Origin of the sequence: Erwinia sp. OLFS4, assembly GCF_002752165.1 — a bacterium.
GTDB lineage: Bacteria > Pseudomonadota > Gammaproteobacteria > Enterobacterales > Enterobacteriaceae > Izhakiella.
Genome location: NZ_MOMB01000045.1, coordinates 19,251 through 44,449 on the forward strand (window position 1 = coordinate 19,251; position 25,199 = coordinate 44,449).

27 protein-coding genes are annotated in these 25,199 nt (G+C 51.3%); 9 read left to right on the forward strand and 18 right to left on the reverse strand.

Going from position 1 to position 25,199, the window contains the following annotated elements; all coding sequences use genetic code 11:
* Window positions 1-3: 3 nt before the first annotated feature.
* Genes BL249_RS06845 through entH form a run of 4 tightly spaced genes read left to right on the forward strand, consistent with a single transcriptional unit; the run spans window position 4 to window position 3,652 of the window.
* Window positions 4-1,614, forward strand: a complete 1,611-nt coding sequence (locus BL249_RS06845) for a (2,3-dihydroxybenzoyl)adenylate synthase (protein WP_099705914.1) — start codon at window positions 4-6, stop codon at window positions 1,612-1,614.
* Between the two features lie 17 nt (window positions 1,615-1,631).
* Window positions 1,632-2,486 carry an isochorismatase family protein gene (locus BL249_RS06850; protein WP_099705915.1) on the forward strand — a complete coding sequence of 285 codons (855 nt, stop codon included), beginning with the start codon at window positions 1,632-1,634 and terminating at the stop codon, window positions 2,484-2,486.
* The gene (gene entA / locus BL249_RS06855) at window positions 2,483-3,238 is read left to right on the forward strand and encodes a 2,3-dihydro-2,3-dihydroxybenzoate dehydrogenase EntA (RefSeq protein WP_099705916.1); all 756 of its coding nucleotides are present in this window, start codon (window positions 2,483-2,485) and stop codon (window positions 3,236-3,238) included. The genes BL249_RS06850 and entA overlap by 4 nt, the downstream gene beginning before the upstream one ends.
* Window positions 3,239-3,652, forward strand: a complete 414-nt coding sequence (gene entH, locus BL249_RS06860; protein WP_099705917.1) for a proofreading thioesterase EntH — start codon at window positions 3,239-3,241, stop codon at window positions 3,650-3,652.
* Here the strand turns inward: entH and BL249_RS06865 are convergent.
* Together BL249_RS06865 and BL249_RS06870 are read right to left on the reverse strand one after the other, a co-directional pair.
* The gene (locus BL249_RS06865) at window positions 3,571-4,587 is read right to left on the reverse strand and encodes a sugar glycosyltransferase (RefSeq protein ID WP_199073442.1); all 1,017 of its coding nucleotides are present in this window, start codon (window positions 4,585-4,587) and stop codon (window positions 3,571-3,573) included. The genes entH and BL249_RS06865 overlap by 82 nt on opposite strands.
* A 346-nt stretch (window positions 4,588-4,933) precedes the next feature.
* Window positions 4,934-5,341 (reverse strand): putative T6SS immunity periplasmic lipoprotein, encoded by a 408-nt coding sequence (locus BL249_RS06870; RefSeq protein ID WP_143354791.1) that lies wholly within the window; start codon window positions 5,339-5,341, stop codon window positions 4,934-4,936.
* Window positions 5,342-5,651: 310 nt separating this feature from the next.
* Here BL249_RS06870 and BL249_RS19225 point away from each other — a divergent pair, with 310 nt between their 5' ends.
* On the forward strand, window positions 5,652-6,158 hold the full coding sequence (locus BL249_RS19225; protein ID WP_241898854.1) for an RcnB family protein: 507 nt from the start codon (window positions 5,652-5,654) through the stop codon (window positions 6,156-6,158).
* 203 nt (window positions 6,159-6,361) lie between these two features.
* On the opposite strand, the gene BL249_RS06880 is transcribed toward BL249_RS19225, so the two are convergent.
* Together BL249_RS06880 and BL249_RS06885 are read right to left on the reverse strand one after the other, a co-directional pair.
* Window positions 6,362-6,565 carry a hypothetical protein gene (locus BL249_RS06880; protein WP_099705919.1) on the reverse strand — a complete coding sequence of 68 codons (204 nt, stop codon included), beginning with the start codon at window positions 6,563-6,565 and terminating at the stop codon, window positions 6,362-6,364.
* 218 nt (window positions 6,566-6,783) lie between these two features.
* On the reverse strand, window positions 6,784-7,485 hold the full coding sequence (locus BL249_RS06885; RefSeq protein WP_099705920.1) for a pirin family protein: 702 nt from the start codon (window positions 7,483-7,485) through the stop codon (window positions 6,784-6,786).
* Between the two features lie 127 nt (window positions 7,486-7,612).
* Here BL249_RS06885 and BL249_RS06890 point away from each other — a divergent pair, with 127 nt between their 5' ends.
* Window positions 7,613-8,518 (forward strand): LysR family transcriptional regulator, encoded by a 906-nt coding sequence (locus tag BL249_RS06890; protein ID WP_099705921.1) that lies wholly within the window; start codon window positions 7,613-7,615, stop codon window positions 8,516-8,518.
* A 51-nt stretch (window positions 8,519-8,569) separates the two neighbouring features.
* Here the strand turns inward: BL249_RS06890 and BL249_RS06895 are convergent, their stop codons facing one another.
* The 11 genes from BL249_RS06895 to BL249_RS06945 form a co-directional block, all read right to left on the reverse strand.
* Window positions 8,570-9,583 carry a glutathione S-transferase family protein gene (locus BL249_RS06895; RefSeq protein ID WP_099705922.1) on the reverse strand — a complete coding sequence of 338 codons (1,014 nt, stop codon included), beginning with the start codon at window positions 9,581-9,583 and terminating at the stop codon, window positions 8,570-8,572.
* Between the two features lie 80 nt (window positions 9,584-9,663).
* Window positions 9,664-10,056 carry a DoxX family protein gene (locus BL249_RS06900; protein WP_099705923.1) on the reverse strand — a complete coding sequence of 131 codons (393 nt, stop codon included), beginning with the start codon at window positions 10,054-10,056 and terminating at the stop codon, window positions 9,664-9,666.
* A gap of 199 nt (window positions 10,057-10,255) precedes the next feature.
* On the reverse strand, window positions 10,256-10,540 hold the full coding sequence (locus BL249_RS06905) for a YqjK-like family protein (RefSeq protein ID WP_099705924.1): 285 nt from the start codon (window positions 10,538-10,540) through the stop codon (window positions 10,256-10,258).
* Window positions 10,540-10,932: a phage holin family protein gene (locus tag BL249_RS06910; RefSeq protein ID WP_099705925.1), complete on the reverse strand. Its 393-nt coding sequence runs from the start codon at window positions 10,930-10,932 to the stop codon at window positions 10,540-10,542. Before BL249_RS06910 ends, BL249_RS06905 begins: the two co-directional genes overlap by 1 nt.
* A gap of 2 nt (window positions 10,933-10,934) precedes the next feature.
* Window positions 10,935-11,240 carry a DUF883 family protein gene (locus BL249_RS06915; RefSeq protein ID WP_099705926.1) on the reverse strand — a complete coding sequence of 102 codons (306 nt, stop codon included), beginning with the start codon at window positions 11,238-11,240 and terminating at the stop codon, window positions 10,935-10,937.
* Between the two features lie 51 nt (window positions 11,241-11,291).
* Window positions 11,292-11,666 (reverse strand): DUF1090 domain-containing protein, encoded by a 375-nt coding sequence (locus tag BL249_RS06920; protein ID WP_099705927.1) that lies wholly within the window; start codon window positions 11,664-11,666, stop codon window positions 11,292-11,294.
* Window positions 11,667-11,804: 138 nt separating this feature from the next.
* The gene (mzrA, locus tag BL249_RS06925) at window positions 11,805-12,182 is read right to left on the reverse strand and encodes an EnvZ/OmpR regulon moderator MzrA (protein WP_241898855.1); all 378 of its coding nucleotides are present in this window, start codon (window positions 12,180-12,182) and stop codon (window positions 11,805-11,807) included.
* On the reverse strand, window positions 12,182-12,868 hold the full coding sequence (locus BL249_RS06930; protein WP_199073444.1) for a DedA family protein: 687 nt from the start codon (window positions 12,866-12,868) through the stop codon (window positions 12,182-12,184). Before BL249_RS06930 ends, mzrA begins: the two co-directional genes overlap by 1 nt.
* Window positions 12,869-13,604: 736 nt before the next feature.
* Window positions 13,605-14,852, reverse strand: a complete 1,248-nt coding sequence (sstT, locus tag BL249_RS06935; RefSeq protein WP_099705928.1) for a serine/threonine transporter SstT — start codon at window positions 14,850-14,852, stop codon at window positions 13,605-13,607.
* 196 nt (window positions 14,853-15,048) lie between these two features.
* Window positions 15,049-16,020, reverse strand: coding sequence for a TerC family protein (locus BL249_RS06940; RefSeq protein WP_099705929.1), 972 nt, complete (start codon window positions 16,018-16,020; stop codon window positions 15,049-15,051).
* Between the two features lie 225 nt (window positions 16,021-16,245).
* On the reverse strand, window positions 16,246-17,247 hold the full coding sequence (locus tag BL249_RS06945) for a Gfo/Idh/MocA family protein (protein ID WP_099705930.1): 1,002 nt from the start codon (window positions 17,245-17,247) through the stop codon (window positions 16,246-16,248).
* Between the two features lie 323 nt (window positions 17,248-17,570).
* Here BL249_RS06945 and BL249_RS06950 point away from each other — a divergent pair, with 323 nt between their 5' ends.
* Window positions 17,571-19,262, forward strand: a complete 1,692-nt coding sequence (locus tag BL249_RS06950) for a chloride channel protein (protein WP_099705931.1) — start codon at window positions 17,571-17,573, stop codon at window positions 19,260-19,262.
* Window positions 19,263-19,299: 37 nt separating this feature from the next.
* On the opposite strand, the gene BL249_RS06955 is transcribed toward BL249_RS06950, so the two are convergent.
* The gene (locus BL249_RS06955; protein ID WP_099740116.1) at window positions 19,300-20,202 is read right to left on the reverse strand and encodes a LysR substrate-binding domain-containing protein; all 903 of its coding nucleotides are present in this window, start codon (window positions 20,200-20,202) and stop codon (window positions 19,300-19,302) included.
* 156 nt (window positions 20,203-20,358) lie between these two features.
* Between BL249_RS06955 and BL249_RS06960 the strand changes: the two genes are divergently transcribed.
* A complete protein-coding gene (locus BL249_RS06960) occupies window positions 20,359-21,861 on the forward strand; it encodes a sulfatase-like hydrolase/transferase (RefSeq protein ID WP_099705933.1) in 1,503 nt (500 codons plus the stop codon).
* A gap of 23 nt (window positions 21,862-21,884) precedes the next feature.
* Window positions 21,885-23,222 carry an MFS transporter gene (locus BL249_RS06965; RefSeq protein WP_099705934.1) on the forward strand — a complete coding sequence of 446 codons (1,338 nt, stop codon included), beginning with the start codon at window positions 21,885-21,887 and terminating at the stop codon, window positions 23,220-23,222.
* Window positions 23,223-23,240: 18 nt separating this feature from the next.
* Here the strand turns inward: BL249_RS06965 and BL249_RS06970 are convergent, their stop codons facing one another.
* Together BL249_RS06970 and BL249_RS06980 are read right to left on the reverse strand one after the other, a co-directional pair.
* Window positions 23,241-24,143, reverse strand: a complete 903-nt coding sequence (locus BL249_RS06970) for a formylglycine-generating enzyme family protein (protein WP_241898856.1) — start codon at window positions 24,141-24,143, stop codon at window positions 23,241-23,243.
* Between the two features lie 544 nt (window positions 24,144-24,687).
* The gene (locus BL249_RS06980; RefSeq protein WP_099717027.1) at window positions 24,688-25,158 is read right to left on the reverse strand and encodes a hypothetical protein; all 471 of its coding nucleotides are present in this window, start codon (window positions 25,156-25,158) and stop codon (window positions 24,688-24,690) included.
* Window positions 25,159-25,199 lie beyond the last annotated feature (41 nt).

Here is a 25,199-nt window from a genome sequence, read left to right on the forward strand (position 1 = left end):
AATATGCGTATTCCTTACAGCCGCTGGCCGGATGATCTGGCTGCCCGCTATCGTGAAAAAGGATACTGGCTGGATCGGCCATTAACTGAAATTCTTAGTCGTCATGCCCAAAGCGATGCGCTGGCGGTGATTGACGGTGAACGCCAGTTTAGTTACCGGCAGCTGAACAGGGCCGTTGATAATCTGGCTGCGTCGCTGCAGCATGCCGGCCTGAAATGCGGGGATACCGCTTTGGTTCAGCTTGGCAACGTTGCTGAATTTTACATTACGCTGTTTGCTTTGCTGAAAATAGGCGTGGCGCCTGTTAATGCTTTGTTCAGCCATCAGCGTAATGAGCTGATGGCATATGCCGCGCAGATTCAACCTGCACTGCTGATAGCTGACCGCGCACATCCTCTGTTTCGCGATCCGACCTTTGTAACGGCCTGGCGTCAGGAGCAGCCCGCATTGCGTACCCTGTTGTTGCTCAATGATAACGGTGAAGATAGCCTGAGTGCCGCTATTGCGCGTAGTGCGACAGATTTTGTCGCTACGCCTTCAGCCGGTGATGAGGTTGCATTTTTTCAGCTGTCAGGCGGTAGCACCGGTACGCCTAAGCTGATTCCCCGCACGCATAATGATTATTACTACAGTATTCGTCGTAGTAACGAAATCTGTCAGTTTGATGGCAATACCCGCTATCTTTGTGCGCTGCCTGCCGCCCATAACTATCCGCTGAGTTCCCCCGGTGCGCTGGGTGTTTTTCTGGCTCAGGGCTGTGTGGTGCTGGCGGCGGATCCCAGTGCTACGTTGTGCTTTCCGCTTATTGAGCGCCATCAGGTAAATGTCACCGCGCTGGTGCCACCCGCTGTCAGTCTGTGGTTGCAGGCTGTCAGAGAGTGGGGAAGCAATCAGCAGCTGGCTTCCCTGCAATTATTACAGGTGGGAGGTGCCCGGTTGTCTGCTAGCCTGGCCTCGCGTATTCAGAGTGAACTCTCCTGCCAGCTTCAGCAGGTTTTTGGCATGGCTGAGGGGCTGGTGAACTATACCCGTCTGGATGATAGTCCTGAACGTATTATTCATACGCAGGGGCGTCCGATGAGCCCTGACGATGAGGTCTGGGTGGCTGATGAAAACGGTCATCCGTTACCATCCGGGGAAGTCGGCCGTCTGATGACGCGCGGGCCGTATACCTTCCGTGGTTATTACAATAGCCCGGAACACAATGCTCAGGCGTTTGATGCGCGCGGTTTTTACTGCTCGGGAGATCTGGTTTCCATTGATCAGCAGGGCTATATCCGTGTTCAGGGACGGGAAAAGGACCAGATCAATCGCGGCGGTGAAAAGATCGCTGCCGAAGAAATTGAAAACCTGTTATTACGCCATGAAGCGATTATTCATGCGGCTCTGGTGAGCATGGAAGACAGTTTACTGGGTGAAAAAAGCTGTGCTTATCTGGTGGTAAAAACGCCGCTGCGTGCGGTGGAAGTCCGTCGTTTTTTACGACAGCAGGGTGTGGCGGAGTTCAAATTACCGGACCGCGTTGAATTTATGGATCAACTACCGCTGACACCGGTAGGAAAAGTAGATAAAAAACAATTACGTCAGCAGCTGGACAGCAGCGCGCAGACTTGAAGAAAAAGAGGACTATTATGGCTATTCCATCATTACAGCCTTACCCGCTACCGGTTGCAGAAGATCTGCCGGTTAATAAAGTCAGCTGGGCTGTTGAACCGTCACGGGCCGCGTTGCTGATTCATGATATGCAGGATTATTTCCTCAATTTCTGGGGCGATAACAGTCCGATGATCAATCAGGTAGTGGCTAACATTGCCGCTTTGCGTCAGTTCTGCAAGCAGCAAAATATCCCGGTTTACTACACTGCACAGCCGGAGAAGCAGAGCGATGAAGATCGCGCCCTGCTCAATGATATGTGGGGGCCTGGCCTGACCCGTTCGCCGCAGCAGCAAAAAATTGTGGCAGCGCTGGCGCCTGATGAAGGCGACACCGTGCTGGTCAAATGGCGTTATAGCGCTTTTCACCGTTCGCCGCTGGAACAGATGCTTAAAGAGACCGCACGTAACCAGCTGATTATTACCGGCGTGTATGCCCATATTGGTTGTATGACTACCGCCATCGATGCGTTTATGCGCGATATTAAGCCTTTTATGGTTGCCGATGCACTGGCGGATTTTAGCCGCGAAGAGCATCTGATGGCGCTGAAGTTTGTCGCTGGTCGCGCCGGTCGGGTAATCATGACTGAGGATTTGTTGCCGCTGCCGGCCTCAAAAGCCCTGCTGCGTGCATTGATTCTGCCGATGCTTGATGAATCTGACGTGCCCCTTGACGACGAAAATCTGATCGATTATGGACTGGATTCAGTACGGATGATGGCGCTGGCGGCACGCTGGCGTATGGTTCATCAGGATATCGATTTTGTCACACTGGCAAAAAATCCAACCATCGATGCCTGGTGGGCGCTGCTGTCGCGTGGGGCGCAGGCATGACCGGTTCCGACTTTGATGGTCAGCAGGTCTGGGTAACCGGAGCGGGAAAAGGTATTGGTTATGCCACGGCGCTGGCGTTTGTTGATGCCGGCGCTGTTGTTACCGGCTTCGACCTGGCATTTTCTGACGGTCCTTATCCTTTCGCTACGCAGCCGCTGGATATTGCCAATGCATGCCAGGTTGAGCAAGTTTGTCGGCGTTTGCTGAAAGAGATCCCGCGACTGGATGTGCTGGTGAATGCGGCCGGTATTCTGCATACCGGTCTTACCGATGCGCTGACGGCCGAAGCCTGGCAACAGACTTTTGCCGTGAATGTCGGCGGGGCATTTAATCTGTTTCAGCAAACCATGGCACAGTTTCGCCGCCAGCAGGGCGGGGCCATTGTGACGGTTGCTTCTGATGCAGCGCATACGCCACGCATCGGCATGAGTGCTTACGCTGCCTCAAAAGCGGCGCTGAAAAGCCTGACGCTGACGGTGGGGCTTGAACTGGCTGGCTGCGGTGTGCGCTGTAATATTGTCTCGCCAGGTTCCACGGATACCGATATGCAGCGCAGTCTGTGGCACAGTGAGGATGCCGTTTCACAGCGTATTCGCGGTTTTGCTGAACAGTTTAAACTGGGCATTCCTCTGGGAAAAATTGCCCGTCCCGATGAGGTGGCTAATACAATTTTATTTCTTGCTTCCAGCCGCGCCAGCCATATAACGTTGCAGGATATTGTTGTCGACGGTGGCTCAACGCTGGGAGCATAAATGAACTGGAAACGCCCTTACACGCTGGATCAACTGAATGCAACCAGCGCGGATACGCTGGTTGCTCACCTTGGGATCGTATATACCCGTATTACTGAGAATATCCTTGAAGCGGAAATGCCGGTGGATCACCGTACTTTTCAACCGTTTGGCCTGCTGCACGGCGGGGCTTCCGCCGTGCTGGCGGAAACGCTCGGCTCCACGGCTGGCTACATGATGACCAGCGAAGGGCAAACCGTCGTCGGGATGGAGCTGAACGCGACCCATCACCGGGCGGTTACCCATGGAAAAGTGCGCGGTGTCTGCCAGCCGCTGCACGTTGGCCGTCAGCATCAAAGCTGGGAGGTAGCGCTTTTTGACGAAAAGGGCAGGCGCACCTGTAGCTGCCGTTTAAGCACAGCGGTACTTGGCTGACTACGATCAGCGGCCGCTTCTGTTGCTGGTAGTGTCCGGCGGGCTATCCGGTTATCGGCGCTGTGATGGCTGAATATCTCCTGTAATGTCGCTTTGGGAAAAATCTCGCTGCTGACGGCGCTATTAAGCGAGAGGTTGTAAAGCGCGATATTTTTCTCATCAAAAACTCTCCTCGCCAGCCGGAAGGCGGGAAGGATCAGCGCGTCCACTTTTGATGGTAAAAAGGTTGGCAGTTTATTCGCCACGGTTTCATAAAAACGCGGCTTATCAAAATCTTTCATATCCAATCCGGCAATAATGATGCGGTTAAAACCGAGAAAATAGAGAACCTGAAGCGCCCAGTAAGCAACGGTCCCGGCATCACAAACCCCGCGGCGTATATCGCGCGAGAACATCAGCCCGTTCTCGCTTTGTGTGAAGCTGCTGGTGGCAGCAATCTGCGGCTGATAAATCCGGCAGTGTGCATCTTCAATAAATACCAGCTTGCAATGAAGCTGTCCGGCAGGTGTGCGCTCTAAAATTCTTTTTATTCCGTGTGCAGTTGTAAATAAATAAAGGTCTGGTGTTGCAACAATTTCTTCCACTATGTCAGGTTTTATGTCAAAAAAATGCATATCGACGATGATGTAAAAATTGAAGGCAAGGGTGTTTTTAAGCGCCCATGAACCATTTACGCCCATTACGTGCATCTCTGGCATATCGGAAAAATTAATGGTATTCACTGACGGACCGGATACCGCCAGCATAACATCTCCGGTATATTTATTGCGGAGTTCGCTTAACGGCGTTGTTTTTATCCTTTGACCTTTATAGGTCATCTGCGCTATTTCTTCCGTCTGGTTTCGGGTAATACGGATATATGGCCATAACGTTTCGTTGTGGCGATATGACCTGGGATGGGTATAACGGTATATGAACTTATAAAAGCCATTCATTAAATATCCTTATATTAATCAATAACTTCCTTGTGTTAACTGAATCCATCAGCTAACTTTTCTGGCTGTAATCTGGTATAGCGAGACCAGTGTATAACAACAATATATCGATTATTTCATTATATGTGTCATAGGATGCCGGCGTGGTTACTGGTTAGCAGGCCAGGCGACATGAGTACAAATAAAATAACGCCGCTGAAGGCGATATTTTTTAAATTTTTTTTATTAATGTCTGGCGTGTCAGCTGTACGCGTCTGAGTAATATTGCTTAATTACAGCCAGGGTCTTTATTTCAGCAGACCGGCCATTTTGCGGCTGTCGCCGCAAACGGTGGTATGCCTGAACACTATGGCGTTAGCTGGGTCAGCGAGCGGGTCATGCCCTGCTGCTGCCAGATAAAACGGGCGGTGACAATCCGGTTGGCGGAATAGTCGTCTTTCCCGGGTTTTTGTGCTGACTGCATATCGATTTTCCAGCTGTAGGTTTTACCGGCCTGATAAGGATACGCAGGGGCGGGCAGGCAGTCATTGCTGCTAACCTGCAGCTGTGGGTAAAACTCTTTCATCAGCCCCCCCGCAGTATTATTGCCTTCATAGATAAACAGGCTGCGCACTTTCTCATCGCCCTGCGGGGTAACTTTAACGCACAGCGTATTATTGACGATGTCAGCCTTTGCCCGCTCTGGTGGTATGGCCCGATGTTCCTGGCAGGCGGTTATCAGAATACAGGGTACTAACATCGCTATTTTCTTCACCGGATAACCTTTTTAAACTAGAGGATACAGATAGATAATATAGGTTATCTGGCTGATGTTAAGCCATAATTGGCTTTATTTTTGTGCTGTTTTAACGCATATTCTGCGCGGTAATCAGCCAGTAAAGGCTTTTTACCGGGGTGACGGCACAACTCAGCGTCCTCTGAAAAAACCGCTTAACCCTGTCTGATAACACGGTTGCGTACTTTCAGGCGGAATAAATCTGGTCATGGAGGGGCGGTTGCGGCTATAACTGTCTGTCTCAATGAGTTGTGGTACGGCGTGAGAGCCGTCAGTGATGGGAGAATTTATGCATAAAACACAAAGGGCGTTATTCACTGCGCTGATTTTTTCTGTAGTCCTGCCGTTAGCGTCCTGTGCCCGGCACAACAATGAACAAAACGATGGACAGCAGATGACGGCGACAGATCAGCCACCCGCTGAGACCAGTCAGCAGGATAACACCGCGTCTGCGGCTGAGCAGGCACCGGCGGCGAAAAGCGCGCACCCGGGACCCTATAATGTGCAGGAGCAAAATGGTGCTATGCCGGGTGCCAGTACTGAGGAAGTGCCTGGGCCTCAGAATAATTTTGAGGTCAAAACTTTCTTTGCCGATTATAAAAAATTCACCATCGGCGATATTGTCCCTGACCTGTATCGCAGCAAACCATACTACATCAAGGATTATAAAGTCCGCCATCTGCCTGCACCGCAATCAGATAGTCACTGGACTTATATGGGGGGCAATTACGTGCTGATCAGTGATGCAGAAGGTAAAATTCTGCGGGCGAAAGCTGGCGATATTTTTTACCACTGATAGCGTTGTTTCTCTTATCAAAGGCGCAAAAGTATTGCGCCTTTTCATTTAATTAACCAACTGGTTACATTTAATTAAAAATACCGTTTCCGGTAAATAGCGATATTCAATTTCGGCTGATGCAGTTGATATAGTGATAATTATAATGAAGGCAGGGCCGGGCAATTCGTCAGTAAATGATGGGCACGGGTACCCGGCCGTCTTTATGCCGGTAATGTCTGTGCTACCGCTGGCTGTGGGCTGGCCGGCAGATCGTAGTGTTCATATTCATAGAACTGCTGGCATAGCGGGCGGATGACCTGTTTACTTTCTTTCAGATAGAATTCAACTTCGTTTTTACATAAAAAAACAGATAAAACGCTAACAGCTATCATGAAAGTTGTTAATAATTTATTTATTTTTTTCATTTTCTGCAACACATTCCTATTGACAGGCGTGCATTTTAATCGTTTTGCCTATAAAAAACCACGATTTTTTAATTTTTCCTGAAAAAAATGTTACCTGACTCTATTTTTCTCGAAATAACCTGAGATAAGTCAACTTATTTGCTGAGCGGTTAATATCTTGCGGCGGCGGCTTATATTATTGCATTAATAAATAATTAACAGAATAACCATTGGTGAGATCAGAGCGGCAGATCGACAATCAGCATCTGGCCGGGCGTGTCTGCCAGTAATTCAATCTGGCTCTCTTCACCAATAAAAGCCCCATCTCCGCAGCGCAGTGGCTGGCTATGGTTTGCTGCCGTCTGTACCCGTAATGCGCCGTGAATCGATTGCAGATAGGCTCGTGGTCCGCGCAGGCTGATTCGGTGTTGCTGACCTTTTGCCAGGGTCAGATGATGGATCCAGACTTGTTGGCGTAGTTGCAGGCTGCCGTTTTCACCGTCCGGTGATGCTAACAAAAAGCAAGGGGTCGTCTGGGTACTGATGCGCTGAATCCGTTTATTTTCCCGCTGCGGGCAGGCGTCAAGCCACAGCTGCATACGGGTTAATGGCGTGCTTGGATCGAGGTTATGCTCACTGTAGCTGACACCGGGTTGTGTTGCCAGCAGCAACGCCTCGCCAGTCTGTGCGACGCAATGGTTACCTTCACTGTCGCGGTACTCTGCTTCTCCCTGCAAAATGATATTCAATACATCAACGTTAGGATAGGTGCGTGGTTGAAATGATGCCCCTGGTGCCAGCACTTCCTGATTAAGGACGCGTAATGACGCGTAGCCCAGTAATTTAGGGTCAAAGTAGTGTCCAAAAGAAAAAGTGTAGCGTGCCTGCAACCAGCCGTAATCGGCCTTTCCGCATTCGCTCGCTGCACGACCGGTAATCATAATATCCTCCCGCGGGCTGCAGGCTTTCGTACGTTAATGAATATTTCCATGGTAAGTTTCTGGACGTTGGAATGTTAGCCAGTTAATCTGCTCGGTATATTCAAATTTCCTGACAGAGATAACTGTGATGGCAAAAGATCGGGCGCTGACCCTGGAAGCGTTACGTGTCATGGATGCTATCGACCGGCGGGGTAGCTTTGCCGCGGCGGCTGATGAGCTGGGAAGGGTCCCCTCTGCGCTGAGTTACACCATGCAAAAGCTGGAGGAAGAGCTGGATGTGGTGCTGTTTGACCGTTCCGGTCACCGGACTCGCTTTACTAATGTTGGCAGAATGCTGCTGGAACGTGGTCGGGTATTGCTGGAGGCGGCGGACAAGCTGACGACGGATGCCGAAGCGCTGGCGCGGGGCTGGGAAACACACCTGACCATTGTGGTTGAAGCGCTGGTATCGACCGAGCGGTTATTTCCACTGGTGGAGAAGCTGGCCAGCCGATCCAGTACGCAAATATCCCTGATGACTGAGGTGTTAGCCGGTGCCTGGGAGCGTCTGGAACAGGGCCGGGCAGATATAGTTATTGCACCGGATCTTCACTTCCGTGCCTCGTCAGAGATTAATACACGTAAGCTGTTTAGTATGATGAGCGTTTATGTTGCCAGCGCCGATCACCCGATTCATCACGAGCCAGAACCGCTTTCTGAGGTGACGCGGGTGAAATATCGCGGTATCGCGGTAGCAGATACCGCGCGTGAACGACCGGTGCTTACCGTTCAGCTGCTGGATAAGCAGCAACGGCTGACGGTCAGCAGCATGGACGATAAACGGCGTGCTTTGTTACAGGGATTAGGTGTTGCCACGATGCCCTGGCCGATGGTAGAGCAGGACATTGCTGACGGACGGCTTCGGGTGGTCAGTCCGGAATACACCCGGGAGGTGGATATTATTATGGCCTGGCGACGCGACAGCATGGGAGAAGCGAAGTCATGGTGCTTGCGTGAGATCCCTAAGTTATTGTCCCGTCGTCAGTCAGGCTGATCTCCCCCTCAGAATCAGGTGAGTCGATGATAACCTACATAAGCTGGCTGATTATCCTCTGTTACCCTCTGCATCGTGCTGCGGAAAACGGTCATCCCGTCCGTGAGGTTCCTGCCAGTTAAACTTCGGCCCGGTGGAAATGATGCCATGGGGATTGAGGGTTTTATGGCTGCGATAGTAATGATGGCGGATATGATCGAGGTCCACCGTTCCGGCAACGCCAGGCAGTTGATAGATTTCACGCAGCAATGCATTGAGATTGAGAAAATCACTGATACGCGCTTTATCACATTTAAAATGGGTAAGGTAAACCGGATCAAAGCGTATCAGGGTGGTCCACAGGCGTAAATCGGCTTCTGTCAGGCTGTTGCCGGTAAGATAGCGCTGCTGTCCAAGAATATGTTCAAGCCGTTCAAGCGAAATAAACAGCGCATTCACTGCTTCATCATAGGCCTGCTGGCTGGTGGCAAAACCACTTTTGTACACGCCATTATTCACTGAGTCATAAACCCAGCCGTTAATTTCATCAATTTCTGCCCGCCGCGCGACGGGGTAGTAATCACCGGCGCGGGCACCCAGCGCATCGAAGGCACTGTTAAACATACGCATGATATCGGCCGACTCGTTACTGACAATAGTCTGACGTTGTTTATCCCAGAGTACCGGCACCGTGACACGACCGCTGTAGTGGGGGTCAGCACGCAGATAGAGCTGATAGAGAAATTCATGCTGATAGAGGCGGTCGCCGGTTGCACCTGGAAAATCGTCGGCAAAAGTCCAGCCGTTTTCCAGCATCAACGGGTGAACGACGGATATATCAATCAGTCTTTCAAGGCCTTTCAGCTGACGCATCAGCAGCGTGCGGTGTGCCCAGGGACAGGCAAGGGAAACATACAAATGATAACGCTGTTTTTCCGCTTTAAATCCGCTTTCACCGCTGGGACCTGCGTTACCCTCCGGGGTAATCCAGTTACGGAAATGTGCTGCCGTCCGTTTGAAACGTCCGTGGGTCGCTTTGGTGTCGTACCAGGTATCGTGCCAGATGCCGTCAATCAATTGTCCCACATCACGCTCCTGCTTTGTCTTAATAAAATACCTTCCGGCGCCCGCGCCGGAAGGTTACCTGCAGAGTATAGTCCACATGGTTACCATTTTTTATTTAACGCGCGGTCAATACTCCATGCCCCAGGCCCGGTGAAAAACAGCAGCAGATAGGCTCCGGCGATCACCAGGTTTTTCATAAAGTTGATATTGTTGCCGGCCACCGAGAAATCGATATGGAAAATCAGGGCAGTTATGACCGCGAAAATGGCGGTGATAATTGCCGTGGTACGGGTGAGAAAACCGAACAGGATGGCCAGACCACCGCCGAATTCCAGTAGTATTGTCAGTGGGAGTAACATGCCCGGAACGCCCATATGTTCCATATACTGCTGGGTATGCGTATAGCTGGTAATTTTCCCCCAGCCGGCGACGATAAACAAAATGGACATCAGGATTCGCGCTACAGTAAAGCCTGCATCTTCTAATTTTTTCATCTACTACCCCAATCTATCAGAATGTCTGCTGACTTCAGGCCAGCAGTTGAAGGCAGCACCTGACGACTTAGCGCGTCAGTAAGCTGGTGTGGTGATGATAATAAAGGCGAGAGGGCAGGCAGTGTAAGCAAGTTATACTGCAGAAGTTTGTCAAATTAATTGATGTATGGTGCCCGTCAGAAACGGGCACAACGGTGGATTAGCGTGAAGGAAAACCGCTGCGAATCAGGCGCCAGGTACTCCAGATACCCAGTCCACGTTTAAACCAGCGGCCCATACGACGTGGGTGGCGTACTGACCAGATCGCTAGCAGGCTGCTGCCGATAGCGATATAGCGGCGCAGAGACATCAGTGCCAGCCAGCTGCGATCGTAACGGGCGGTGACGTTCTGCCAGTCACGGCATTCTGCGCTCAGATCCAGCCGCTGTTGCTGAATAAGTCGTAGCAGAGCAGACTTACGCTGTTCACGTTCACGACGGCTCATTACTCTTTCTCCAGCAGCTGACGATCGTTTTCCAGCTCTTTACGCGTGGCGCGTAATAAGCTGGATTTACGCGATTTAGCCAGCGTCCACAGACCAAATATCAGTGCCAGAAGAAACAGCACCGCGGTTGTGATCGCAATGGCCATCAGGCGATACTGCGCATCAACGGCCCAGATAATCAGTACCATCAGGCTCATTAAGCCAAAAGCGGTAAACAGCATGGTCAGGCCAATCATCATCAGCATCTGGATAAGATTGGCTTTTTCTTCTTCCAGTTCAACCACCGCCAGGCGTACGCGCGTTTCAACAATGCCAACCAGTGTGGTGATAATCCGCTGGCCCAGGGTGATGACCCCTTTGCCGGGGCCCTGATTTTGCTGTGAATCAGTCATGGTTAGCGGCGCGCAATCAGAATACCAATAAGGACGCCGACGGCGGCACCAATACCGGCACTGGTCCACGGATTTTCCCGCACATAGTCATCGGCACGGTCGGCCACTTCACGGGAGGTTTGAGCCAGACGTTCGCCAGACTCTCCCAGACGGGCGCGGGTTTCCTGTAGCGCGCTCTGGGCTTTGGAACGCAGCTTTTCCAGTTCGTTTTTAGATTTATCCGCTGAGTTATTCAGCACTTCTTCAAGGGTATCCGCCAGATTTTTCAGTTCAGCGCGCAGATTTTCTGAGGTTACATCTTTAGCCATAAAACGCTCCTTGATTAACAGGTCAGCATATCCGAATGCAGCGGAAGCTGATTACCACGGGGTAGATTCCAGTTTTTTCAGTTCGCTGCGAGCTTCAGTCAGTTTATGTTGTCGCTTTTCCAGCTTGTCGGCATCGTCGCCTTTCGCCCGCTCTTTAGCCAGTTCATGTTCGCGCTCTTTCACTTTAGCACGCTGTGCGGCAATTTTTTCCTGGTGAGCGTCACGGAGTTTTTTATCGCTACAATTTGACTGTGCTTCGGTCAGTGCCCGTTCAAGGCCATTCACCCGACGCTGATTATTGTGTTTTTTTGCCAGTTCAATTTCATGCTGGATAGCGTCCGATTTTTGCTGGCAGAGTGAGTCAGCTGCCTGTACGACACCGGAAAGCATCATCACTGAAGCTGCGATTATCATGGTGAATCTCATGACTGAATTCCTTGTAATAACGACGACAAAACGCAGCATAATTTGCCCCGGATGTCGTTTTTTCAATTTGTTAAAGCATAGCTATTAATTTAACAAACCACAAAAAAGGAATAAAACTTCAACGTTCTGTCCTGAATCTCAGTGGTGTGACATCCGGCTGGTTTTCTTCTTTTCTGACACTGACATCTCCAGCGGGAGAATTTCAAAACCTTCAGGCAGTAGCTGATGTAATAACTGCTGGGCCGCCTCACTTTGTTCCGTGGAGTCAAAGCGAATGACCAGTGAATTTTCTTCGGGAGTGATACTTTTAATGTGGATATCGTGATCGTTCAGGCTCTGATAAAGATAAAAGCCGTCAGGTAGCGTGATGCCCTGGCTACTGGCACGAATCTGTATGCCGTTGTCATCCGGTATTAAATAAGGTAACGCACTGATAGAAAAAATAAAAAACAGCGCAATGAGCAACCACGGCCACCATTTAAGGCGGATAAAATGGGGCCTTTTTAGCATATTCATTATGAGTTTCCTTTCTCATTTGACGGCGATTCGGCGCATTTTTTGCGCCAGATCATCAGCAGCGAACCGCCTAACCCCGCCATTAATAATATCACCGGTAATAACATCAGCCCGAACATTAACTGGTCTTCGTAACGACGAAAGAAGGGGGTTTTTCCCAGTGCAAAGCCAAGCAACGTCAGAATTAGCACCCATAACAGACCACTTGCCCAGTTGAAAAACTGGAAGCGTGCATTACTCAGACCGGAAAGGCCGGCAAGCGTTGGCAGCAGGGTGCGTACAAAGGCGATAAACCGGGCGATCAGCAAAGCAGAAAGACCGTGGCGGTGAAATAAATGATGGGCGCGCTGATGGTATTGTGCAGGCAGATGAGCCAGCCATTTCTGGACCAGCCTGGAGTTACCCAGCCAGCGCCCCTGAAGATAGCCTAGCCAGCAGCCGAGGCTGGCACCGGTGGTCAGGATAAACAGCGTAAGCGGAAAACTGAGCGTGCCTTTGGCAATCAGCACGCCTACCAGAATCAACAGGCTATCTCCGGGAAGAAATGCAGCAGGCAGTAACCCATTTTCCAGGAACAGAATAATAAATAAAACAATATAGATTGCCCAAACCAGCGATGGGTTCGCCAGTGTTACAAAATCCTGATGCCACAAGGCATAAAACAGAGATTTAACAGTTTCTATCATAGGCATTCCTGACAGCGTGTTCCGCGACCATATCGGACCGGTTGCTGTGCATTTGTTGCTGTACCGTCGTCAGCCGGTCGATTTGTATGTCAATCATCAAGCAAAAAAGCAATCAGTGTGGTTACTGAACACATTAGTAAAAAAAGCTGTCTGACTGTAACAAATTACAGGTCTGTGCGACAGTGAAAGCTTTGTCAGTTTCTCTGTTTTTACCCTCTGATAAACAGAGGGAAAAGGAGCTTTACACTGCCTGACATTTCTTGCGTTTTTGCTCAGGAAAATGTGCTTTTTTTTAAAACTAAAGTAACATTTTTAACCGATTAAATCCGGTTCTTAACTAAGATGGGATTTTCTGAAAAAGAATATTCTTATTTTTTCTGATGGTTAAATCTGCAGCGGCGATGGCAGACCGATCTCCGGTACTTTTTGTTGTCAGCGGAATTAATGACACGAGGGTGTCAGAAAAAAAACAGATGGCTTTTCTGTGGGAAAAAATACCAGTAATGCCTGAATTTTGATGAAATTTCAGGGGAATTTCTGCGGAAATGTAATTTCTGCTGATTTTGCCCGCCGGTTGCTCTTCATTGTGATGCCGGCATGGCCAGATTATTTTCTGTTCGTATAGGATTGAGTTAGACAGAACTGCTCAGGCCATTTGTCAGCATAGCCTGAGCAGTTCTCAGCACGATTCTTTTGGCCAGTCTGTCTGGTCCTTTACTGGCAGCCAGTAAGCTACTCAGTGACTGGTTTCCGCCTGCTGCTGTTTACGTTCTGCACCCAGACAGGCGGCAGCGGTAAACAGAATGTCTGCTGAGGAATTCAGTGCCGTTTCTGATGAATCCTGTAACACACTGATAATAAAACCAATGGCGACAACCTGCATGGCAATATCGTTGGGAATTCCAAACATATTGCAGGCGACCGGTACCAGCAGCAGGGAGCCTCCGGCTATCCCGGAACAACCGCAGGCACACACGGCGGCAACCACACTCAGCAGTATCGACGTGGGCAAATCGATATGAATTCCCAGCGTGTTGACTGCCGCCAGCGTTAGCGTGGTGATGGTAATGGCGGCACCGGCCATGCTGATATTGGCACCCAGCGGAATAGACACGGAATACGTGTCTTCGTCCAGATTAAGTTTTTTCGCCAGCGCCAGATTAACCGGGATATTCGCCGCTGAACTGCGGGTGAAGAATGCGGTTACGCCGCTTTCACGCAGGCAGGTGAACACCAGCGGATAAGGATTGCGGCGAATTTTCCAGTAAACCAGAATGGGATTGCACACCAGCGCCATCAGCAACATACAGCCGAGTAAAAGCGCCAGCAGATGGGCATAACCCCACAGAATATGAAAACCGGTGTCAGCGAGTACCGAAGCCACCAGGCCAAAAATGCCTAGCGGGGCACAGCGGATAACCACCCGCACCAGCCAGGTTACTGCCAGCGAGGCATCTTTCAGTACGGTACGGGTAGTGGTACTGGCGTGGCGAAAAGCAAGGCCAAGGCCCACCGCCCAGACCAGAATACCGATATAATTTGCCTCCAGCAGGGCGCTGACCGGGTTAACTACCATATTCATCAGCAAACGCTGGACGACATCGAGAATGCCTGATGGCGGCGTAACCTGCTGACTGACGCTTTTTAGCATCAGATATTGAGGCATCAGATTGCTCATCACTACCGCCACCACGGCGGCACAGAAGGTGCTTAGCAGGTAGAGAATCACTACGTGACGCACGCTGGTTTTTTGTCCTGGCTGGTGGCTGGCAATGGATGCCATAACCAGCATTAACACCAGCAACGGGGCGACCCCTTTCAGCGCACTGACAAACAGCGTGCCTAAAATGCCAACGGCATGGGCGGCCGGTTTCGAGACGATGGCGAGTACGATACCGGCCGCTAAACCAATCAAAATTTGTTGAATCAGGCTTCCCTGTAACAGGCGCTGGCGCCAGTGTTGTCCCTTGTTATCTGTTTGCATGTCTGAACCAAATTGTTATGAGAATAATGCGGGTTAGTCGGCACAAATGCGCAGCTGATACCCTGTGTTTGCGTGAGAAAGTATAAGGAAATGAAATGATGAGGGAAGAGCGAAATGCTAATTTTTATGCATAAAACCAGGGATAAATGCAGAGATCGTGCAGAAATCCCGGTGCTTACCGGGATTTCTGTGATTATCACAGCCCGCGTTGTAGGCGGTCGCGGTAACGGTTGACGAACAAATTCAGCAATAGCGTCAGCATCAGAATCAGCGCAATCACGCTCAGTGATACCGTCACCGGTAATGGATAAACCTCCAGCAGCAGCATTTTTATACCAATGAAAATCAGCACCAGTGCCAGACCATACTTGAGCATCGGGAAACGGTCCGCCACGCCGGACAGTAAAAAGTACATCGCGCGCAGACCCAGAATGGCAAACAGATTTGACGTTAGCACGATAAAGGGATCGGTCGTGACGGCAAAAATTGCCGGGATGCTGTCTACCGCGAAGATGACATCGCTCAGTTCAACCATGATTAAAGCCAGAAACAGCGGTGTGGTAAACAGCACGCCATTGCGGCGGATAAAAAACTTTTCGCCCTGCAGTTCGTCGGTCACCCGCAGATGCTGCCTCAGCCAGTGCATCAGCGCGGTATTGCCCGCCGCCGGCGCGTTAGCGTGATTGGTCAGCGCCATTTTGATCCCGGTAAACAGCAAAAAAGCACCAAACAGATAAAGAATCCAGTGAAATTGCATGACCAGCCAGCTGCCGGCAAAAATCATCAGAGTACGCAACACAATGGCGCCGAGTACGCCATATACCAGTACCCGTCGCTGTAATCCGGCTGGAATATTGAAATAGCTAAATAACATCAGCCAGACAAAGACGTTATCCACCGCCAGCGCCTTTTCAAGCAGCCAGCCGGTGAGGAAGGCGCTGAGCTGCGAATTAGCAATCTGCCGGCCGGCATTGCCGTCAAGATACCACCAGAAAGCAGCGGCAAATAGCAGGGTAAGAGAAATCCAGAATAGTGACCAGATAGCCGCTTGCCTGACCGACATAGCGCCCCGATCGCTACGACGCTGTAAAAAAAGATCTGCGGCCAGCATCACAACAACGATAGTGATAAAACAACCCCATAGCAGTGGTGTACCAATGGTGTTCATATGTTTGTTCCGTAAAAAGTAAAACGGCTGACGTCAGAAGACGTCAGCCGCACTTTTCACGCATGACCTCGCCTTCCGGCAAGGTCTCACTCACAATCGGTTGATTGCCTGGTCACCGGAAGCCTGAGCATTCGTAATGACGATGAACCAGTCGGGAGTTACTCCCCTTTGCTATCACTGACCTTAGTGTTTGTTGGCCTGAATATCAACGATTTTCAGAGCGCTTTATACAATAATATCTGCCGGACGATCGTCAGCCGGAAATCTGACGCCGGTCTGGCGGCGGATTTCGCTGAGCAGCGCTGCGGTGGTACGCGACGTTGCCAGGCCGGCATGGTTCACTTCATTATTGTCCACCAAGGCAGCGAAGGTCTGGGCTTCATATAACATAGTATTGATATGCTGAGGCTGGCTCAGATCCTGCGACTGTTTGCCGTCGCGGGGAATGAATTGCAGCCGCTGGCATTCTGGTAACCTGTCAATGACCAGGCTGCCTGCCTCGCCCTGAATTTCGCTGGGTAACGCGCTCTGACTGACTTTGGAATGTAAAATAGTGACATCAAAGTCGCCATAGTTCATGACAACGCTTCCGTGGGCGTCGACGCCACTGTCCAGTAACGACGCCTGTGCCTGTAGCCGGTAGGGTTCTCCCCACAGGCTGACCGCGCTGGCCAGACAGTAATAACCGATATCCATAATGGAGCCGTTGGAAAAAGCCGGATTAAACGTATTGGGATTTTTACCGTCGAGATAGCGCTGATAACGTGAAGAGTACTGGCAATAGTTAAACAACACTTTACGTAGCTTACCCACCCGGGCTAGCTGCTGCACCAGCAAATGAAAATTGGGCAGACTGGCGGTTTTAAAGGCTTCAAACAGCACCACCTGGTTGCTGCGTGCACAGGCAATCATCGCCTCCACCTCATGCAGATTCGACGCCAGCGGTTTTTCGCAGATAACATGTTTACCATGACGCATAAACAGCAGAGCCTGTTCACAGTGCAAGGCGTTGGGGCTGGCAATATAGACCGCATCGACATCGGCAGACTGTGCCAGCGTATTCAGGGAGGTAAACAGGTGTTCGACCGGGTAATCGTTGCTGACGGTGCGGGCCTGTTCCAGCGTACGCGAATAGATGGCGGTTAGCTTCATTTTACCACTTTCATGAGCAGCATCGACAAACTGGCGGCTAATCCAGTTAGTTCCTACAATGGCAAAGCGGATCATAGCCTGTTCCGGTAACGGTTAATCGGATTTTCAGAGTATCACGTCGGGTAGCGGGCGCAATCACTGCGCAAATAACAGCATGATGACGATCATAAAGGGAACGCTTTTCTCTGTATTATTCTGTGATCAGCTCTGATTCTTAGCGGGCACAACGGGTTGACAACTGGCGGTAAACGGGAAAAAGACCGGTTGCGGATATCGTTGTTGCTGTGGGGCCTTATACGCGGTATCAGGCCAGATTGAACGCCTGGCCTGATACCGCGTATAAGGTTTTCTCTCATTTATTTTGCAGCGGATTTTCATTACCAGGGTAAGCAAGCAGTATGAGCATAAACAACCGACATATTCTTAACTGGACGTCGATTCTGGTCGCGATCCCCATCGGGATGCTCGGGGCCATGGCCACGTTACTGTTTCGCGTGCTGATTGAACTGCTAACCCGTCTGATATTTGGTTCCGCCCATGATATTACCCGTGCGGTGACGGCCTGGCCATGGTTTTGCTGGCCGCTGATTGTTGGCTTTGGCGGCATTCTGGCCGGTATTTTCCTGCACTATGCCTCCCGGATGGAACAGCAGCAGCATGTGCGCACCGATTATCTCGAAGTGATTAACGCCCGTCTTGAGGCGGTGCCGACCCGGACTTCGCTGTACCGGGCGCTTTCTTCTTTGTTCAGCATCAGCAGCGGCGCCTCTATTGGTAAAGAGGGACCGATGGTTCAGCTGGCAGCACTGGCCGGTAGCCTGGCGGCCCGGTTTATTCAGCGGCCCCTAAAGCTACAAAACAGTGATGTGGTTGCAATGGCCGCCGCCGCCGGTCTGGCGTCGGTTTATCATGCGCCGCTGGCATCGGCCATTTTTGTGGCGGAGATTGCCTATGGGATCTCCGCACTGCAGCGGCTGATCCCGCTGGTGGTTTCCGCCGGCGTGGCGGTGCTGACTATGTGGATGCTGGGTAACACTTCTGCACTTTATCCGCTTTCTGCCGTCCAGTTTACCATCAGTTTCAGCAGCATTCTGTTGACGCTGGTGGTCGGGCTGGTCTCCGGCCTGACCGGCTGGCTTATCATCCGGCTCATTGCATTAAGTAAGCGCCAGTTTGCCCGGGTGAAAAACCTGCCGTTACGTCTTGGCCTCGGCGGTCTGGCGGTTGGCGTGCTGGCTATAGGTTCAACCGATATTCTCGGCAACGGCTATGAAGTCATTGTGCGCATTATGTCGGGTGAATTAATTCTGCAAATGCTGCTGGTTTTATTTGCTCTGAAGCTGGTTGCGACAGCGCTATCTGTTGGTTCCGGGGCGGTAGGCGGCCTGTTTACCCCTTCATTGCTGCTGGGCGCTCTGACCGGCAGCATCGTTGCGTTGTTTGCTAATCTGGCGGGCATGCCTGTTAATAACAGCCTGGCGTTTGCGGCGATCGGTATGGGAGCGGTACTGGCTGCCGTCAGCCAGGCGCCGCTGATGGCTATGCTAATGGTGCTGGAAATGACCTTTAATAGCAGCCTGCTGTTTCCTTCAATGATTGCTTGCTGTCTGGCGGCAATGACGGTTTACCGGCTGCAGTCTGCCAGCACCTATCCGTTGGTCACTGAACACCTCAGCCGGGCCGATGCCTGGTTTGACTTTGATAACAGCATTATTGCGCAGTACATTGTTTCTGGTGCGGCTCTTCACCCGCAGGACTCCGTTGGCAAGGCGCTGGCAGTCAGCTCGATTAAACGCGATCGTTTTGTTTACGTCATTGATCAACAGGGTGCTTTTCTCGGTGCGGTTTCGGTACATGATATTTCTCATCAGGTACTGGACAAGACCCTGACGCTGGATTCTCCGGTCAGTGAGGTAATGGATAGCGGTTTCCCGGTGATTTACCAATTCCAGACGATTCGTCAGGGATGGGATACCTTTTCACAGATCTCACTGGAGCGGCTGCCGGTCCTGAATAATGCCAGCGAGCGTAAATATCTTGGGGTCATTAGCAAAACCAGCCTGATCCAGAAGGCAAAAACCTTTATCTGACGTCGCTATGTCGTGCAGCAGGCCGCTCGTCCGACGGCTAGCGGAAGACCGGCCAGTCATGGCTAACCTGTTTTGCTACCCGGACAAACTGTCCCACCAGTTTTTCATTGGCAGTTTCCCGCCAGGCGATGCGCAGCTCGGCCTGAGGAATACGGGTAGCGGTCAGCCGGCGGTAGACCACGTTGTGATTGTTGTTGGCCGCCACCGACAGCGGCAGGAAGGCAATGCCCATGCCGGCGCCAATCAGGCTTAACAGGGCATGAAGCTGGTTAACTTCCTGCACGATATCCGGCGTCATGCCATGGTGTTTAAATAGCGGGTCGAAATTCTGGTTGATGTATTTGGCTTTTTCCTGGCGGGTAAACAAAAATTTCTCACGGATAAGTAGTCGTATATCCAGCGCTTCCAGCTCTGCCAGCGGATGTTCTTTGTGCATGGCGACGACATAAGGTTCGCGCAGCAGGGTGGCCGTGTGAATATTTTCCATCTCATACAGGGGCCGTAACAGACCAATATCAATTTTACCTTCCTGTAAAGCCTCAAACTGTTCGGCTGAGGTCATATCCTGTAGCACCAGTTTGACGTCGGGAAAGGCTTTTTGATAAGCCATCAGCATGGGTGAAAGCAGGCTGAACGGGGCGGCGTCAACATAGGCGATGGTCATCTTGCCCAGCAGGCCTTTTGCGGCTCGTCGCGCGGTTTCTGTCGCCTTTTCAATTTGCAAAATGACGTTACGCGCATCGACTAAAAATAGCTGACCACAATCCGACAGCCGGACGCTGCGTCGCGTACGTTCAAATAATTCCACTCCTATTTCTTTTTCCAGTCGGATAATTTGCTGGCTAAGCGCTGACTGCGTCACGCCAAGACGCTGCGCTGCGCGACTGAACTGTAGCTCTTCAGCCAGTACCAGAAACGCGGTCAGGCTTTTTTGATCCATAAATGTGATCCACCAGTAAATTAGATGCAACTTATTATTAACATTAATTTGTAGCATGCTTTTTATTACATATTCTGTTTAAACGCACGTTTTTTCCGTCACGGCCTCTTTGCCGGATGGCGGACGTCTTAATGTTTCGCGACAGGCAGGAAAACTATGGCAGATTCTCAGCAATCCGCGCCTCTGGCGCCCCCCAATGTGCTTTTTATTACCGTCGATCAATGGCCTGGCTACCTGTTTGGTTTTGCTGGTCATGACGTCATTGAAACCCCGACAATTGATAACCTGGCGCGTTGCGGCGTACATTTTCCCAATGCTTATGCGGAATGCCCGGTATGTATTCCCGCCCGGCGCACCATCATGACCGGCACCACGCCGAAAACTCACGGCGATCGCGTTTTCCAGCCGGCATTGCCAATGCCAGCGCTGCCAACCCTGGCGCAGACCTTTGTCAACGCCGGTTATCAGACCTCGGCAACCGGCAAACTGCACGTATATCCAACCCGCGACAGAATTGGTTTTCAGGAAGCCTTTACCGCCGAGGAGGGGCGTAGCCAGCTTGGCGGGGTGGATGATTATGAAATTTTTCTGGCAGAGCAGGGGCAGGCGGGTAAACAGTTTATGCATGGCATGAGTAATAATGACTATAGCTGGCGTAACTGGCATCTGGACGAACGATTGCACGTTACCAACTGGATTACCGAAACTGCCGCAAAAAATATCCGCCGTCGCGATCCGACTCGTCCGGCATTCTGGTATGTCTCTTATACCCAGCCGCATCCGCCAATTACGCCGCTGGCAAGTTATTTTGAACGATACCGGCAGCGCAAGATGGACATGCCCAGGCAGAGCGCCTGGTCGCAGGCCGGGGTTGTGCCTTACGCCGTGAAAAAGAACCAGAATCTATGGCCCAGCCTTACCCCGGAACAATATGCCGATATGCGGCGGGCGTTCTATGCCCAATGTACCCACATTGATCATCAGATACGGCTGCTGATAGGTGCGTTACGTGAAGAGGGGATTCTCGACGATACCATTATGGTCTTCACCAGCGATCACGGTGATATGCTGGGTGATCATGGGATGTATGCAAAACGTTATTTTTATCAGAGCTCTGCGCAGATACCGATGGTGGTTGTCGACCGTGCGCATTCGCGCTGTATCACCCCAGGCTCGGTGGATAAGCGGCTGGTCGGCCTGCAGGATATTATGCCAACGCTGCTCTCCCTGTGTGATATTCCGGTACCGGCGAGCTGCGACGGTCTGTCTATGGTCGGAGAGACGCGCCGGCAAACGCTTTACTGTGAATCTCTTGAAGGCGCCGCCGCCACGCGGATGATCACCGACGGCCGTTACAAACTTATCTGGTATCCCGCCGGTAACCATTTTCAATTGTTCGATCTGCAAGATGATCCTGACGAATCAGACAATCTTAGCCAGCATCCAGAGCTGGCTGCGGTCGTCGACAGGCTCAGGCAGGCACTGATGAGCCAGCTGTATGGCAGCGACCTCGCCTGGATCAAAGACAATCAGTTAATTGGATGCGCAGAGCCTGAATTGACTACGCCGGTTAACCGTGGGCTTTCCGGTCAGCGCGGACCTCACTTTCCACCACTGACCACTGCCGGCGATCCGGGGCAGGTTGTGGGTTTTGGCTGATAACAAGAAAAAGGAAAAACATCATGTCTCAACAACAGTCGCTGGCTAACGGCAATACGCTGCTGCCGCAGAATGCTTTGTCACAGAAGGCCTTCAATAAAATAGCCTGGCGGTTACTGCCTTTTCTGATCCTCTGTTATTTTTCGGCGTTCCTTGACCGGGTTAACGTTGGTTTTGCGGCCCTGACCATGCGTGAAGATATCGGGCTATCTGCCACGGCATTTGGCCTTGGCAGCGGTATCTTTTTTATCAGCTACTTTATTTTTGAAGTGCCGAGCAATCTGATGCTGGAGCGGGTCGGTGCCCGTCGCTGGATTGCCCGTATTATGATTAGCTGGGGATTACTCTCAGCCTGTACCGCTTTTGTCTGGGACTCAACATCGTTTCTGGTACTGCGTTTCTTGTTAGGGGCGGCGGAAGCCGGTTTTTATCCCGGTATTTTATTTTATCTTACCCAGTGGTTTCCGGATAAGAAGCGGGCGCAGATAGTTGGTTTTCTGCTGCTTTCTAACCCGCTGGCCACCATTATTGGTGGACCGGTATCCGGTTTCATTCTTTCGGTGGGGGCGCATTCCGGCCTGCAGGGCTGGCAGTGGTTGTTTATTCTTGAAGCGTTGCCAGCGGTGATTCTGGGGATTATGGTCCTGTTTAAACTGCCGGAAACCCTCGGTGATGTGCGCTGGCTAAGCGAGGAGGAAAAAACGGCGGCCCGCCAGGAGCTGGAACAAGATCGGCTCAGACGGGCACAAAAGGCAAGCGTAAAACTTTCCGGTATCTTTTTTCATCCATATGTACTTAGCCTGGCGTTGGTATTTCTTGGTATCTCCATGACTAACGCCACCGTTAACTTCTGGTTGCCGCAGCTGATTAAAAACGCCGGTTTTTCCCTGATGGCGGTCGGTTTTCTTTCTGTTATCCCGTATGTGGCCGCGGTGGTGGCGCTGTTATGGTGGGGACGCCGCTCCGATCGTAAAAATGAACGTATCTTTCACATTGCGGCCCCGCTGGCACTGGCGATTGTCGGTGTTGTGATGACCGCGTTCAGTGGTTCAGCGCTACTGAGCATTGCGGGGTTAACTCTGGCATCCGCCGGTCTGTTTGCCGTTTTACCGGTATTCTGGACGCTGCCGCCACAGTTTATGGTTGGTGCCGCCGCTGCCGGCGGCATTGCGGTGATCAACTCCATTGGCAATCTGGGCGGCTTTTTCGGACCGACCGCAATGGGCTATGTAAAAGATGTTACCGGCGATTTTGGCGCCGGCCTGTTGGTTAATGTGGTGATGTTGTCGCTAAGCCTGATGACCATTCTGCTGTTTGCGCTGAAAACCGGGCTGGCTAAAAAAACGTCCGGGATGAAGTGAACGGCGGTGGTTAAGCTGCTATCGGTGCCTGATGCAGCGAAAACCAATGTGGCTTGTCGCGCTGTCGGTGGTTTGTGGGTGGCGCGCGGCAGGCCGGTAACGCCGGCAATAGTTGGGGGCACAAAGATAAGAACCGCCTTTAACAACTTTCTGGCGCTCAACCCCGGTCGGTCGGGTGGCCAGACAGCAAGTACGCGCCGGCGCTGAGTGATCCGGCTGCCAGGTATCCAGGGTCCATTCCCAGACGTTGCCTATCATGTCATACAGGCCATAATCATTAGCCGGAAACGCCGCCACCGGTGAAGTAGCAAAATAGCGACCCTGACCAGGCTGCCCGCTAAATGGAAAGTTACCCTGCCAGGTGTTGGCCATCAGCTTACCTTCTGGCTGGAATTCGTTACCCCAGGCGTAGGGTAAACCATCATGGCCACCGCGCGCCGCATACTCCCATTCTGCTTCGGTTGGCAGGGTTTTACCTGCCCAGCGGGCATAAGCCAGTGCATCCTGCCAGGCGACCTGTACCACCGGTTTATCGGCATCGTCTGGCGTCAGCGACTGGATACCGTCCGGGCGATGCCAGCAGGCGCCGGCAACATAAAACCACCAGTCGCGGTAATCACGTGGCTGACTGCCGGCCGCCGGACTGCGAAACACCAGTGCCCCTGGCACCAGCAGTGCCGGATCAACGTCGGGAAAATCTGCTGCACAGGGTTTTTTTTCCGCCTCGGTCAGATAGCCAGTGGCGCTAACAAATTCGGCGAACTGTCGGTTGGTCACCGGCGTTACATCCATCCAGAAACCATTGACCTGTTTTATCTGTCGCGGGCGCTCTTCCGGATAGTGTTGTTCAGAGCCCATCTGAAATTCTCCGCCCTCAATCCATTGCATCGCCGGCGGCTGATGTGGTGATGTCGCTTGCATAAAATGTCCTGGTTGATAAAAAGGCGAATAAGGATGATGTGCTGTTCACGGGCACCGGCCTGGCGGGCCGGTAAGCGCGTCAGCCGTCAGGACGATCGCTTTATGGTGGACAACTCGCGCCGATCGAACAGCAGGTTGAGCGTTCCTCCCCAGAATATGCTGTCTACCACATGTAGCGCGGCGAAATTTTCTGGACTGTTTTACGCACAATTCTGGACTGCCTAAAAGGGTAAAAAGGGGTGATTTTGGACTGTCCAGAATTGTGCGTAACAACCGACTATGCAATCACTATTGATCGATTGTGACGATCAATAAACCATTATTGATCTGTCATAATGATTATCCATTGATTTAGTACGCCTTTAAAATGACCGCTACGACAACATGGAAGGCTACTATATGAATACATTCATTTTTTTATGCTTATCCGGCGGGCTAATTTTCTTGATTTACCTGTTAGTGCGGGCGTTTTATGGGCGGCGCTGCCCTCGGTACGAAGATATAAACTATGACTAGCCCGGCTTAGCCGGGCTTTTTTATGTTGCTAGAATGGCAGCGGCGGGTTGTATCCATCACCGACATAAGCATCCACCGCTTTCTTCTTATCATCCAGGTCAGGGCGCTGCTCGCCATTCATCAGCGCCTCCAGCTTCGCCTCTTTAATCTGGAGATTCATGTTGTACTTCCATACTTCAACATTGATAAAAGGTTTAAACTCACTCCCGTTATAGATAAATGCGCCAACCTTAAGGTCCTCAGGGATGTCATCAAGAAAATAGACCTTGTAGGGGTAAGGGAAAGAAAAGCCGCCATCCTCACTTATCCCGCTGACGACGTTGCTGTCTGTGCTGATGAGAAGAACATATTTTTGTTGCCGCTTATTGCGGACTTCATAGTAATCATCGCCATCTTCATTCAGTACGAGCCAGTACTTAACCCCATCATCGGTTGTTACCTCACTGTCACGCGAAAAAGTACCTGCAAAAATGCCGTTATACATAATCATTTCCCTCATGCTGTCCCGGTATCAACCCAACCGCGCGACCAGATATAAAT